This is a genomic window from Pannonibacter indicus, from assembly GCF_001418225.1.
Taxonomy (GTDB): domain Bacteria; phylum Pseudomonadota; class Alphaproteobacteria; order Rhizobiales; family Stappiaceae; genus Pannonibacter; species Pannonibacter indicus.
Genome location: NZ_LIPT01000003.1, coordinates 520650 through 533996, shown reverse-complemented (window position 1 = coordinate 533996; position 13347 = coordinate 520650). Strand labels below are relative to the sequence as shown.

General features: G+C 62.8%; 10 protein-coding genes. 3 read left to right on the top strand and 7 right to left on the bottom strand.

Annotated elements, in window-relative coordinates; genetic code table 11:
• Positions 1 to 52 precede the first annotated feature (52 nt).
• Positions 53 to 478 (bottom strand): large conductance mechanosensitive channel protein MscL, encoded by a 426-nt coding sequence (mscL, locus tag ASC48_RS08230; protein ID WP_055455241.1) that lies wholly within the window; start codon positions 476 to 478, stop codon positions 53 to 55.
• A gap of 244 nt (positions 479 to 722) precedes the next feature.
• On the opposite strand from mscL, the gene ASC48_RS08225 reads away from it, so the two are divergent.
• The gene (locus ASC48_RS08225; RefSeq protein WP_055455240.1) at positions 723 to 4250 is read left to right on the top strand and encodes a PAS domain-containing hybrid sensor histidine kinase/response regulator; all 3528 of its coding nucleotides are present in this window, start codon (positions 723 to 725) and stop codon (positions 4248 to 4250) included.
• On the opposite strand, the gene ASC48_RS08220 is transcribed toward ASC48_RS08225, so the two are convergent.
• The 3 genes from ASC48_RS08220 to ASC48_RS08210 form a co-directional block, all read right to left on the bottom strand.
• Entirely contained in the window at positions 4240 to 6150 is a 1911-nt protein-coding gene (locus ASC48_RS08220; protein ID WP_055455239.1) for a putative bifunctional diguanylate cyclase/phosphodiesterase, read from the bottom strand. The two genes, ASC48_RS08225 and ASC48_RS08220, sit on opposite strands and share 11 nt — an antisense overlap.
• A 29-nt stretch (positions 6151 to 6179) precedes the next feature.
• Positions 6180 to 6716 carry a hypothetical protein gene (locus tag ASC48_RS08215; RefSeq protein WP_055455238.1) on the bottom strand — a complete coding sequence of 179 codons (537 nt, stop codon included), beginning with the start codon at positions 6714 to 6716 and terminating at the stop codon, positions 6180 to 6182.
• 293 nt (positions 6717 to 7009) lie between these two features.
• Positions 7010 to 7684, bottom strand: coding sequence for a response regulator (locus ASC48_RS08210; protein ID WP_055455237.1), 675 nt, complete (start codon positions 7682 to 7684; stop codon positions 7010 to 7012).
• 388 nt (positions 7685 to 8072) lie between these two features.
• Here ASC48_RS08210 and ASC48_RS08205 point away from each other — a divergent pair, with 388 nt between their 5' ends.
• Complete coding sequence (locus ASC48_RS08205) at positions 8073 to 9062, top strand: alpha/beta hydrolase (RefSeq protein ID WP_055455236.1); 990 nt, start codon at positions 8073 to 8075, stop codon at positions 9060 to 9062.
• Between the two features lie 52 nt (positions 9063 to 9114).
• Complete coding sequence (locus ASC48_RS08200) at positions 9115 to 9984, top strand: hypothetical protein (RefSeq protein ID WP_055455235.1); 870 nt, start codon at positions 9115 to 9117, stop codon at positions 9982 to 9984.
• 65 nt (positions 9985 to 10049) lie between these two features.
• Here the strand turns inward: ASC48_RS08200 and ASC48_RS08195 are convergent, their stop codons facing one another.
• The 3 genes from ASC48_RS08195 to ASC48_RS08185 all read right to left on the bottom strand — a co-directional run bounded on the left by ASC48_RS08195 (position 10050) and on the right by ASC48_RS08185 (position 13302).
• Positions 10050 to 10859, bottom strand: a complete 810-nt coding sequence (locus tag ASC48_RS08195) for a hypothetical protein (protein WP_055455234.1) — start codon at positions 10857 to 10859, stop codon at positions 10050 to 10052.
• A 118-nt stretch (positions 10860 to 10977) separates the two neighbouring features.
• Entirely contained in the window at positions 10978 to 11589 is a 612-nt protein-coding gene (locus ASC48_RS08190; protein WP_244270021.1) for a 2-hydroxychromene-2-carboxylate isomerase, read from the bottom strand.
• Positions 11590 to 11655: 66 nt separating this feature from the next.
• Entirely contained in the window at positions 11656 to 13302 is a 1647-nt protein-coding gene (locus tag ASC48_RS08185; RefSeq protein WP_055455232.1) for a cisplatin damage response ATP-dependent DNA ligase, read from the bottom strand.
• Positions 13303 to 13347: the final 45 nt, after the last annotated feature.

The window sequence follows — 13347 nt, the reverse complement described above, 5'->3', positions numbered from 1 at the left end:
ATGATTGCCGCCGGGTGCCATCCCGGGCGGGACAGGCCTATCCCGGCCTAGCTCACTTCTTCAGAAGATCGCGGATCTCTTCCAGCAGCAGTTCCTGGCGCGGCGGCTTGGCCGGTTCTGCGGGCATGGCCTTTTCTTCGCGCCGCAGCCGGTTGACGCCTTTCACCACGATGAAGAGGGCGAAGGCCACGATGGTGAACTTGACCACGGCATTGACGAAGAGCCCAAGGTTCCAGGTCACCGCCCCCGCCGCCTTTGCGGCATCCACGGTCGGATAGGGACCTTCGGGCACCCCCTGCTTCAGGACGAGAAACAGCTCGGAGAAGTCCACGTTGCCGAGGATCAGGCCGATCGGCGGCATGATGATATCATCCACCATGGAAGAGACGATGGCACTGAAGGCCGCGCCGATGACTATGCCGACGGCCATGTCGAGCATGTTGCCCTTAACGGCAAATTCCTTGAATTCCTTGAGCATTTCCGCCCCCGTGATCTGGTGCTCCTGGTCCGGGCCGTCCGCCCGGCCTGCCTGACAGTGTTAACACATTCCATCCGCAAGGGAAGGTTCGGGCCGGTACGCCCCCGCCGCAAGACGAATGGACAAGGCGGCGCACCTATGGTCCGATCAGCACGGGAGGACGGGGACGCACGGTAAGAAACGGCGCATCCGGCCAGAGGCAACAAGGCTCCGGTTCAACCGGGCATGGGCGGACAGGATTGCGATGCTGGACGGCTGGATCGTCACCTTAAGCGCACTGGGCTATATCCTGCTGCTCTTTGCCATCGCCAGTTTTGGAGACCGGCGCTCGCGCCTGCCGCTGGCGGTGAAGAGCCGGCCCTTCATCTATGCGCTGTCTCTCTCTGTCTACTGCACATCCTGGACCTTCTATGGCTCGGTTGGCGGTGCGACGCGGGACGGGCTGGAGTTTCTGGCGATCTACACAGGCCCGATCCTGCTCTTTGCCTTCGGTTTTCCGCTGCTGCGGCGGATCATAAGGGTCGCCAAGACGGAGCGGATCACCTCGATTGCCGACTTCATGGCCGCCCGTTACGGCAAGAGCCAGACGGTTGGCGCAACGGCGACGGTCATCGCCGTCATCGGCATCATTCCCTACATCGCCCTGCAGCTGAAGGCGCTGTCCCTGTCGGTCACCACCATGATCGGCCCCTTCGGCCCGCCGGACGGGGTATCGCTGCTCACATCCTTTGGCGACATCACCCTGCTGATCGCCATCGGCATGGCCGTCTTTGCCTGGCTGTTCGGCACCCGGCACATTGATGCGACCGAGCACCAGGAGGGGCTGATGCTGGCGATTGCGCTCGAAGCGGTGGTCAAGCTCTTCGCGTTCCTGGCGGTTGGCTTCTGGGTCACCTATGCCCTTTATGACGGGCCGCTGGATCTGGTGGCGGCAATTGCCACAAGCCCCAAGGTCGCCAGCGTCTTTTCCCAGCCGTTCCAGCCGGCGGAATGGATCGCCATCACGTGCCTGTCGCTGATCGCCTCACTGCTGCTGCCGCGCCAGTTCCATGTGGTGGTCACCGAGAACAATTCCGAGGCGGAGCTGCGCCTCGCCACCTGGTTGTTCCCGCTCTACCTCATCGCCATCAACATCTTCGTGGTGCCGATTGCCGCGGCGGGCATGCTGACGCTGGATCCCGGCATCAATCCCGATTCCTACGTTCTCGCCCTGCCTATGGCATCGAACCAGGGTTTTCTCGCCCTTTTCGCCTTCATCGGCGGCCTCTCGGCGGCCACAGCCATGATCATCGTCGCCACGGTGGCGCTGGCGATCATGATTTCCAATGACATCGTGGTTCCGCTCATTCTGCGCCAGCGCGGCAGCGACGATATCGCCTCGACACGGGGCAAGGATCTCAGCCGCATGCTGCTGCGTGTGCGCCGTGCCTCCATCTTCGTCATCCTGCTGCTCGCCTATGCCTATTACAGGGCAGCCGGTGACACCGCCGCCCTTGCCTCGATCGGCCTCCTCTCCTTTGCCGCGATTGCCCAGTTCGCTCCGGCCTTCTTTGGCGGGCTTTTCTGGCGCAAAGCAACGGCGCGCGGTGCCATTGCCGGCATGGTGGCGGGCTTTGGCCTGTGGCTCTACACCCTGCTGCTGCCGACCTTTGTCCAGTCCGGGCTCATTGCCGAAGCGATCCTCTTCGACGGGCCGTTCGGCATCGAATGGCTGCGGCCGCAATCCCTGTTCTACAGCCCCGCCGACCCGTTCCTGCACGGGGTAGCCTTCAGTCTTCTGGCCAATCTCACCTGTTTCATTCTCTTCTCGCTGACCCGGGCGCCCGAGCCGTCCGAACGGCTTCAGGCCAATCTCTTCGTGCCGCAGGAGCTGGCCTCGACGCCGTCCTTCCGCCTGTGGCGGACCCATGTGACGGTTGGTGATCTGAAGGCCACCGTCGCCCGCTATCTGGGGGTGGAACGCTCCGAGCGTTCCTTCCACCGGTACGCCCGTGAACGCGGCCTGACGCTGGATCTCAACGCTCCGGCGGATGCGCAGGTGCTGCGCTACTCAGAGCAGCTGCTGGCCTCGGCCATCGGCGCGGCCTCCGCAAGGCTGGTCCTGTCTCTGTTGCTCAAACGGCGCGATGCCACCATCAAGGGCGCCATGAAGCTGCTGGATGATGCCTCGGAAGCCATCCAGTACAATCGCGACCTTTTACAGACGGCGCTCGATCAGGTGCGTCAGGGCATTGCCGTGTTCGACCGGGATCTGCGGCTGATCTGCTGGAACCGTCAGTTCCGCGACCTGCTAGGCCTTCCACCTGAATATGGCCAGGTGGGCATCCCGCTCGACACCCTCATCCGCTTCAATGCGGAGCGGGGCGAATTGAGAGGCAGTTCGGCCGATGCGATTGTGGCCGACAGGATCGAGAAGCTGGTGATCCGCCAGGAGACGTTCCAGGAGCGCCTGTCAATCACGGGCACCATTCTGGAGGTGCGCATCAGTCCCATGCCGGATGGCGGCATCGTCACCACCTTCACCGACATCACCGAGCGCGTGCTGGCCGAGGAAGCCCTGTCCAGATCCCACGAAACGCTGGAGCGCCGGGTGCGCGAGCGCACAGAGGAGCTGACCCGCGTCAACCAGCAGCTCGTGCAGGCAACCCATGCCGCCGAAGAGGCCAACATCGGCAAGACCCGGTTTCTGGCCGCCGCCGGGCATGACATCCTGCAGCCGCTGAACGCCGCCCGCCTTTACGCCTCCGTGCTGGTCGACAGGTTCCGCGAGGGGGAGGCAGGGGATCTGGTGCGCAATGTCGAAGCCTCGCTCGAATCCGTCGAAGACATCATCAGCGCCATTCTGGATATTTCCCGCCTCGACACCGGCGCGCTCAAACCGGAATACGGCACCTTCCGCCTCGACGAGATTTTCCGCGCCTTGCAGCTGGAATTCGACCCGGTCGCGCGCGAACGGGACCTCAGGCTGAGTTTCGTGCCGACCTCGCTCACCGTCCGCTCGGACCGCCGCTTGCTGCGCCGCCTGTTGCAGAACCTTGTGTCCAATGCCCTGAAATATACCCTGACGGGCCGCGTTCTTGTCGGCTGCCGCCGCCATGGCTCACGTGTCATCATCGAGGTTCATGACACGGGTATCGGCATTCCGGCCTCCAAGCAGAAAGCCATCTTCATGGAGTTCCACCGGCTGGACGATGGCATCCGCACGGCCAAAGGGTTGGGACTCGGCCTGTGCATCGTGGAGCGGATCAGCCGGGTGCTGGATCATCCCGTCACCCTGCGCTCGCGGATGGGGAAAGGCTCCTGCTTTGCGGTGGAAGTTCCCTCAGCAGCCCCTGTTCCCGTGCTGCCCAGCGTTGGCGAGCCGGTTGCCGTGACCAGCAGCCAGCTGGATGGCATGCTGGTTCTGGCCATCGACAACGAGCCAAACATTCTCGACGGCATGCGCCGCCTGCTGGAAAGCTGGAGCTGCGAGGTTCTGACCGCCAGCAACGACATGGAAGCAGCCCAGCACGTGACGCAGCTTGGCCGCCCCCCCGACATCATGCTGGTCGACTATCATCTTGATCAGGGCAATGGCATTGAATGTGCCGTGCGGCTGCGCTGGAAATTCGGCCGCAGCATTCCTGCGCTGCTCATCACCGCGGACCGCAGCCGCTCCGTGCGGGCGGAAGCGGCGGAGCGGGACATCGGACTGCTCAACAAACCGGTCCGGCCGGCGGCGCTCAGGGCCCAGCTGGCGCGTGTCCGGGCAGAAATGCTGGTTACTGAGTGACGATCTTTCGCGACCCTGCCCGGCTGGCGCCATAGTCAGGACGCGGCACGAGCGTGTCCGGGCAGTTTTCCACCGGCAGGCCAAAATAATAGCCCTGCAAGCTGCCACAGCCCATGAGACGCAACTGATTGGCCTGTTCTTCTGTCTCGACGCCTTCTGCCGTCACTTCCATCTTCAGGCTGCGCGCCAGGATGATGACCGCAGAGATGATGGCCATGCTCTCTCCGCCATCGCCCAGTTCGCTGACGAAGGACTTGTCGATCTTGATCTTGTCGAAGTGATAATGACGCAGGTAGCTCAGCGACGAATATCCTGTTCCGAAGTCGTCCAGAGCGATGCGCACGCCCAGCGCCTTGAGCTGACTGAGGATCTCGGCCGTTGACCCTGCGTCCTGGATCAGCACGGATTCGGTTATTTCCAGGATCAGCCGCTGTGCCGGCAGTCCCGATTCCTCCAGCGCCCATTTCACCGCGTCAACAAGCCCCGCCGCCGCGAACTGCAGCGGCGACAGATTGACCGCAATGGATATCTCGTGCTTGCTCCCGGCGGCACGCTTGCACGCCTCCCGCAGCACCCATTCCCCGATCGGAACAATCAGCCCGGCCTCTTCGGCGATGGGAACGAAGACGGCGGGTGAAACCGGACCGATGAACGGATCGTTCCAGCGCAGCAGGGCCTCGCAGGACTGGATGTGTCCGGTTTGTGCCGAGACAATCGGCTGGAAAGCCAGCGTGAGGCCGCCTTTTTCGACGGCCCTGCGGAGCGCTGCCTCCATCTCGCGCCGCTCACGCTGTTCCCGGTCCATCTCGGCTTCGAAATACAGGGCCTGTCCCCGTCCGCTGCGCTTGGCCTTGTAGAGCGCGATATCCGCACAGCGCATCAGGTCATCGATGGTGTCCGCCTGACGCGGCGCGCAGGCGATGCCAATCGTTGCGCCCACGGTGTAGCTGCCGCTATCGGTCAGCAGCGGCGCCTTCAGGCTGTTGATCAGTTCGCTCGCCAGCGCCTCGGTGTTCTGGCGGCTTTGCCCCACATGCAGAATGGCGAATTCATCACCGCCAATGCGGGCAAGATCCGCGCGCCCGGCACAGATTTCACTGAACCGCTGCGCGACCAGATTGAGGATCTCGTCGCCCACGGGATGACCGCGCATGTCATTGATGGCCTTGAAGTTGTCGAGATCCACCATCAGCAGGCTGACATTGCTGCCATCGGCCAGCGCGTTCTCCAGGCTCTCGCCAGCCCGGCCCAGCAGCCAGTTGCGGTTGCCCACTCCCGTCAGCGCATCATGCTCAGCGAGATATTTGACCAGATCGTGGGCGCGGCGGGCATCGGTGATGTCAGACCCGACGCCGCGATAGCCGGTGAACTTGCAGGCACGGTCAAAATAGGGCCTGCCGGTGAGAGACCACCAGCGGCGCTCACCATTGACGATGGTCAGCACGGGCATGTCGCGGAAGGGCTGACAGGCGTTCATCACCTTCCGTACCTCATCCCAGCCATCCCCCTGCTCGGCACTTGTCTGCAGGGCATCGATCAGGCCGTATCCCTGCAGGTCTTCCGGGGCGCGGCCGCAAACCTCGCAGAACCGGGCAGATGTCCGTTTCAGATTGCCCGCGCTGTCGGTTTCCCACAGCCAGTCGCTGGCGCTTTCCTCAAACTCGTTGAGCAGCAGGCCGATCACCTGTCCCCGGTGTTCGAGTTCCCGCTCCGTTATCACACGGGCCACAAACACCCGGGAAACCGCCAGAATACAAACCACCACCATAAAGGAATAGGCCGAGAGCAGGCTGGCAAGCTCGACCATCGGCCCCTTGCCGATCTGCATGATCTGGAACACCGATCCGCACCAGATCGTCACAACCCAGGCAAGGCCTGCCAGAGGCACCGTCGCCAGCACAAAGCCGCCCGCGCAGATCAGTCCGGCAATCAGGCAGGGGCGACAAGGATGAGCGTGTCCTCAGAGCCGTAATAAAAGGTCATGAACAGTGCCAGGCACCACAGGATGCCCAGTACGCCGGCCTGTATGGTTGCGGAAACAATGCCCCTGGAGGACGCCGTCGTAAATGTCCGCTTCCGGCTCTTCTGCCAGACGGCGACACCGCGGCCGATGACAAACATGATGGCTACTGACCAGGCGAGCAACAGGTAGAGCGGCGTCACACCGAAATTCAGATTGATGATGATGAGAGCGCTGAAGACATTCCATGACGTAATATACGGCATGAACCGGACAATCGCCGTGATCTGCTGCGCGCGTATCCGGCCGCTCAGCTCATCCTCATCCAACAGTCCCCGGAAGATGAAGCGCACGGCGCCGGTCAGATGATGAAGTGGACGCCTCAGAAAATCAGCGACGCTGAGTTCCCCGTTCATGCACACGTCTTCCCCTGCTGCAGCACGCCCGGCATCACCGGGCTCTGCTGCTCCGAATGCGACCTGCTTCTCGGCCTTCGCCTGGCTCATCCACTATCCGGTCAATATTTGCGCACAGGGTACATGTGTCGCCAGGGAACGTAATGTCTCATATCTCCGTAAAGAGGGGGTAAAAATCACGATCTGATTTAAAGAAGCGAAGATTTCCAAATGAGTTCAACAGGAAACGGCCAATCAATTTAATCAATTTGATAAAATACCTGTCCACGCTCTCCAGCCTGCGCAGCATTGCTCAATAAGCATGCTCAAAGGGTGGGCATGCCCAAAGAACAGCGTTTGACTGTTGGCGGATTCTGGCAGGGCTGAAATCCAGAGCAGCAGGATCAAAGATCCTGGCTTGCTTCCGGTATCTGCCAGCTTCCGGCTTCGATCCTGGAGGCAGCAATCACCGCTTGCGTCCGGCTTTCAACGCCCAGTTTCTGCAAGATGGCAGACACATGCGCCTTGACGGTTGCCTCGGATACGGACAGCTCATAGGCGATCTGCTTGTTCAGAAGACCTTCCGACAGCATCATGAGGACGCGCACCTGCTGCGGCGTCAGACTGGCCAGCCGGCGCGCCGCATCAGAATCCTTGTCGGCGATGGTAAGGTCGATTTCCGGCGGGGTCCAAAGCGAACCGGCCATCACCTGCTCGATCGCATTGCGGATGACTTCGATGCCATGGGACTTGGGAATGAACCCTGACGCCCCAAAGCCGATGGCCCGGCGAATGGCCTGAGGCTCTTCATTGGCCGAGACAATCACCACCGGGACCGAAGGGTGCTGGGCGCGCAGGAACATAAGGCCCGAGAAGCCGCGCATGCCGGGCATGGACAGATCCAGCAGCACCAGATCCACGCCGCCAGCATCCTCCAGGCGGGCGGTCACATCCTCCAGCGTACCGGCTTCGTCGATCACCGATCCGGGATAGAGCAAATCAAGCGCCTGCCGCAGCGCCCCGCGAAACAAAGGATGATCATCCGCAATGATGAAATGGTAATTGTTGATGTCCGCCAATGCTTTCCCCCCCGATTTTACACCCCGGCACGCCTGACCGCGTCTGGGCCGCTCCACGGCTCCCGGCCCCTTATCACATACTGTCCGGGCGGACCGGAATGCTGACGCATCGGCCCCCGGATCCGCACGAACGCAAGTCCATCCGGTCAGGCCAGCGCACACCGCACAACGGGCGCAGCCATCCCGGTCAGAAGGCTCTGCCTTCACAGTGCACATCACCTTGCACCAGATCAAGCCTTGCCCGAATCTCCCGCAAGTGACCTGGGAGAAACGGCAACGCGCTGCAGCTTCTCCGGATTGCCCCCTGACGCCCCCTGGCTGAAGCAGATTGGCAGTCACGATCCGACACCTTAGCTTTTCCGCAGTCACCGGAACCGGAGAATCCTTGATGCTGAGTCTTAACCATTCCCTCTTCCTGCCCGAAGCCGTGAGCGAAGAAACACGCGCCTTCAATGAGGCTCTCGCGGCGCGGCTGGCTGCCGAGCCGGATCAGTGGAGCTTCCCCCCGCAGGTGGTCCGCGACCGGCGGGAGCAAGGCATAGGCCCCTTCCCGGCCCCCGTCCGCAGCCCGCGCGCTGAGGATGTCTGGATCGAGGGTCCTGCCCGTGGCGGGGCAGCGGGCAAGCTCCGCCTCCGGCTGTTCCGGCCACAGGACAGCCGGCCGGAGGGCGCCTTCCTGCATATTCATGGCGGCGGCTGGACGTTCGGCGGGGCGGACCTGCAGGATCTGCGGCTGGCCGAAATGGCTGACAGGACGGGACTTCTGGTTGCTTCCGTGGACTACCGGCTTGCTCCGGAACATCCCTATCCTGCCGCGCCGGATGACTGCGAAGCTGCGGCCCTCTGGCTCATCGGGCCGGCCGCGCGGGAATTCGGGCTGAGACGGTTTTCCATCGGCGGGGACAGCGCAGGCGCCAATCTGGCTGCCGTCACCCTGCTGCGCCTGCGGGACAGGCACGGCCTGACACCCTTCGGCGCCGCCGTCTTTATAGCCGGCTGTTTCGATCTGAGCCTGACGCCAAGCGCCAGATCCTGGGGCACGGAGAAGCTGGTCCTGAACACGCGCGACATCGAAATGTTCGTCCGTTTGTATCTGCAGAACGGCGAAGACCCCAAGTCTGCGGACATTTCCCCCCTGATGGCAGACCTGAGCGGCATGCCGCCCGCCTATTTCGTGGTGGGAACCCGGGATCCTCTTCTGGATGACACGCTGTTTCAGGCTTCCCGATGGATATCGTCCGGGAACTCCGCCACGCTGGACGTCTTCCCAGGCGGATGCCATGTTTTCCAGAGCTTTCCTCTCGAAATAGCGGACCAGAGCAAATCTCTTATTGATAATTTCCTTAGCGTAAATATGAATATCTATAATATTACCTGAAGGTAATTTACATATTTTTTCCGGCTACAGCAACCATCAGGGCCACCACACGATGCTGACTGAAGAAACCCTGTTCTCCTATGTGAGCCAAGGCGATTGTACAGAACAGGGTATTTTGAGCGAACATGGTTGCGTCCAACGGCTCGATGAGGCGGACAGGCAGTTCCGGCTCATCTGCGCGCTGAGTGAGTCTCTGGTCGGCGCCCGCCGCGTGCGGCACATCCGCTTCCACACTCCGGCCCCCTGCAGCACGCTGCTTGTGGTTTCCTCTCTCGTCTGTTTCGATGGCCCGCATATTCTGACCATCGTCCATCAGATGAAGAACGCCGTGACCGGAGAGGTTCTGGCCACAGCTATCGATGGCTATACCCCGCCTGCCGGCACCGCCCGCACATTCCGCAGCAAGTTCAAGGATGTGGTTCAAGCCATGCCGGAAGAAGCGGCTCCCCGTGCCTTGCCCCCTTCTCCATTGACCAACAAGGTAACCCTGGAGAGCATTGTTGAGGGGGGAGGATCGGTCATTTACCGCGGCACCGTGCTCCCAAGGCATCTTGGGGCGGACAACAAGGCAGATGATTGCTTTGTCGCGCAATGCATCGGCGAGGCTCTGCCTCACGTCTGGCAACAGACTCCCCTGAACCTCGGCTGGCAACAGGAAACAGGCAGCGGGCGCCGTCTTTTCGAGATGAAACTGACCTGGATCAGTCCGCTTAAGGCAGGAGAAAGCTTCGTGATCGCCGTCAGTCTGACCGGCACCCAGGCAAACATGCTGGGCGCGCGTTTCTTCGTGTTCGAAAGCCGCGCCAGCCGTCTTTGCGCCATCACCGACACCGCTTTCGGCCCGGTTTGCCGGGAGAGCGGCGAGCCAGCGGGCCTGCCCACTGGCACGCAGGAAGCCCTGTCACGCCTGCGGGCAGACTGAGCAGAGGAGACAGCCTGTCCCGCCAGAGCCGGCAACGCGGCCATGAGATGCGAGGAAAAGACAGTCTACTGCCCCGTTTCTCTTTGCAGATCCCGCATCAGACCGAAGAACCGGCGCATGGCCTGCTCCGTGAAGGAGAGCATTTCGTCGAGCTGTTCTTCATCCTTTTGCGACAGCTCCGGCGCTGGCCGGGTGTTGCCGCGGGGCGCTTCTGCGGATGGGCGGCCCGGGACACCGCTGTCCGAGTTCCCCTTGAGAGCCGCAATTTCTTGCCGCAGGGCTGCGTTTTCCTGCCGCAGCTGCTCGATTTCACCCAAATAAGCGGCTTCTGCATCCGGAGAAGGCATGCAGCGCCACACCCCATTAGCCGGTTTACAGAAGGCGATCGTTCCGGCCACCCTGTCCAGCCGCAGGTAGCTGCCGTCCACTTTCACGAGCGCGTAACGCTGCGGATCAGCGACCGGAGCCTCAGAGGGCGCGGTTTCCTGCGCCGGATTTGCCTGCTGGTCCGCCACCGGGACAGGTGCCGTTGCAGGCCCGCTCACCGGCACTTTCGCTGGTGAGTCCGCTTGGGATCTGCCTGCAGCGTTGTTCGAGGTCTTGCTTGCGGGAACGGCGGGAGCAGGCTTGGGCTTGGTTTTAACCTGGCTCTGACTCTGGCCTTGAGCTTTTGCCTTGGCGGCAGGCTTGCCCGAGGGCCGGGTCTTTGCGGGAGCCCCCTGACCTGCCACCTGGCCCGCCGCAAGGCTGCCCTGCGGCGCCGCGCTTTTCGCCTCTGCCACTTGTCCAGGCAGGAAGCCGGACAGGGCCAGAAGAGCCACGGCGAGCGTTCCTGCGCGCAGCCGCGCAGATGATGCCAGTTCCGGATCAGCCATCGCCTATGCCTCCATTCGCCGCGCGCCGGGGGACTCGCCCACACAAACTGCATGTTAGCGGGGGACTATGTCAAAAGCACGCCGTCGCGGCAGTTCTGCCCAGGAACCTTGCCCCGCCTCAAACCGGCCGGAAGGCATCCCGGCCCGAGACAAGCGCATCTTCCAGCAGGTCCAGCCTGTCCTGCCCCCAGAAGGGCTCACCTTTCAGCACGTAGCAGGGCGAGCCGATGACACCCAGTTCGATGGCACGGCGCTGGTTATCCTGATAGGCTTCCCGAATGGGTTCGCTGCCTGCTGCTGCAAGCAAGGCGTCTGCATCAAGGCCCATCTCGCGCATCAGCCCGGCCAGAACCGCTTCGCCGGCGATGTTGAGGTCTTCCACCCAGACGGCCTGGAAGAACCGTGCTGAACAGGCCGCCACCGGACCACCTGCCTCGGCCACGGCAATGGCGCAGCAATCGGCCAGGGTGGGATCGGCGGGAAAGAAGGCAGGCTTCAGTGTCAGCGGCATGCCGCGCTTTTCCCGCCAGCGCTGCAGCTCGACAAAACGGTAGGCCTGACGCACCGGATGGCGCTTGGCCAGCGGCAGACCGCCAGACACCTCGAAAACCCCGGCCAGATTGACCGGCCGGAACCGGATCTCCTGCCCATGCGCCGCCGCAAGATCCACAAAGGCCTGATGGCCGAGATAGGCCCAGGGAGAAACGTGGGTGTAAAAATAGTCGATCACTGACAGGTCTCCCGTCGAACCGGCTTTTCCGGTCAGGGCGAACCTTGCCGGTTTCGCGCCGGAGACTCAAGTCACGCTGGCAGGCATTGGCAACAGAGCCTCCAGAGTCCCGATCCGGTCAGCCTCATGCGGCGGCTTGTCCCAGCGCAGGCGGGCGATGCGGGGAAAGCGCATGGCAAGGCCGGATTTGTGCCGTCCGGAGCGGTTCAACCCCTCAAACGCCACTTCCAGCACCAGCCCCAGATCGGGCGTATGCACCACTTCCCGCACCGGGCCGAAGCGGTTGACCGTGTTGTTGCGGACGAAGCGGTCGATCTCCAGCAGTTCCTCATCGGTAAAGCCGGAATAGGCCTTGCCCACCGGCACAAGCTCCTCGCCCCGCCAGACGCCGAAAGTATAGTCCGAATAATAGGACGAGCGCTTGCCGTGGCCGCGCTGCGCATACATCAGCACCGCGTCCACCGTGAAGGGATCGCGCTTCCACTTGAACCATTCCCCGCGCGGACGCCCTGCCAGATAGGGCGACTGCCGCCGCTTCAACATCAGCCCTTCCACGGCACCTGCATCCGCTTCCGGCAGATGCGCGGAAGGCTCTTCCCGCCAGCGGGCCAGTTCCTCCCAGTTCGCAAAGGGCACCAGCGGCGACAGGTCAATGCGCGGCGGCACCTGCGCGATCAGGAAAGCCTCCAGCCGCGCCCGCCTTTGCTCGAACGGCAGGGCGCGCAGGTCTTCTCCATTGTCCACCAGAAGATCATAGGCCCTTATGGCGGCCGGAAGCTGCTGCATCAGCTTCGGTGCTGCCGTCTTGCGGTTCAGCCGCTTCTGCAGCTCGGAAAAGGGCTGCACCGCACCATCGCGCAGGATCAGCAGTTCCCCGTCGATACAGCCCTCGAAGGTCAGGCTCTCCAGTACATCGGGAAAGGCGGCGGAAATGTCATCGCCGGAGCGGGAGTACAGCCTTGCAACATGCTTGCCCGCCGCATCGCGCCCGGCTGCGGCCTGCACACGGATGCCGTCCCATTTCCATTCGGCCAGAAACTGAGCCGGGTCCAGCGCCTCCATATCCCGCGCCTCATCCAGCGGGTGTGCCAGCATCGGCGGCCGGAAGGGCGCCGGGTCCCGTGCCTCGGGCTTACCACCCTTCCCCTCCACCCAGGCCAGAAGCGCCGCATAAGGCGGCTTCTGCGCGTTCCAGACCTCCTCGATCTCGTCCACGCTGACAGTTCCAAGCCGCGCCAGCGCGGTCTTGGCGAGGCGGGAGGACACACCCACCCGCAAGCCGCCGGTGACAAGCTTCAAAAGCGCCCAGCGGCTGGTCTCATCCAGAAGGTCCAGCCATCCGGCAATCAACTGCGGCACCTCGCTGCGGCCAGCGCCAGAGAGCCGCTGCACCACGGCGGAAAGTCCCGGCCCCTCACCATCAGCTTCGCCGGCCCGGTCCGGTGCAGGCCACATCAGCGCCACCGTCTCGGACAGATCGCCGACGAAATCATAGGACAGCGCGAACAGCACCGGGTCCGTCCGTTCCCCCGCCAGCGCCCGCAGCATTGCAGGCTTGGCGTGACGGAACTCCAGCGTGCCCGTCAGCGCCGCAAGGGCATAGCCCCGGTCCGGATCGGGCGTGCGGTGGAAATAGTCCACCAGCAGCGCCTCCTTGGCATTGCGGGAGCTTTCAAAGGCAAGACGGTCCAGAAGGCGGGAAAAGGCACGCATACCCGGATGATAACGCGCCGGGGGCCCAAGTCCACGAAGTTGGCT

Bases quoted from the DNA above. Each gene is read 5' to 3' on its own strand.
- mscL (WP_055455241.1), bottom strand. From the start codon at position 478: ATGCTCAAGGAATTCAAGGAATTTGCCGTTAAGGGCAACATGCTCGAC.
- ASC48_RS08225 (WP_055455240.1), top strand. From the start codon at position 723: ATGCTGGACGGCTGGATCGTCACCTTAAGCGCACTGGGCTATATCCTG.
- ASC48_RS08215 (WP_055455238.1), bottom strand. From the start codon at position 6,716: ATGAGCCAGGCGAAGGCCGAGAAGCAGGTCGCATTCGGAGCAGCAGAG.
- ASC48_RS08205 (WP_055455236.1), top strand. From the start codon at position 8,073: ATGCTGAGTCTTAACCATTCCCTCTTCCTGCCCGAAGCCGTGAGCGAA.
- ASC48_RS08200 (WP_055455235.1), top strand. From the start codon at position 9,115: ATGCTGACTGAAGAAACCCTGTTCTCCTATGTGAGCCAAGGCGATTGT.
- ASC48_RS08195 (WP_055455234.1), bottom strand. From the start codon at position 10,859: ATGGCTGATCCGGAACTGGCATCATCTGCGCGGCTGCGCGCAGGAACG.
- ASC48_RS08185 (WP_055455232.1), bottom strand. From the start codon at position 13,302: ATGCGTGCCTTTTCCCGCCTTCTGGACCGTCTTGCCTTTGAAAGCTCC.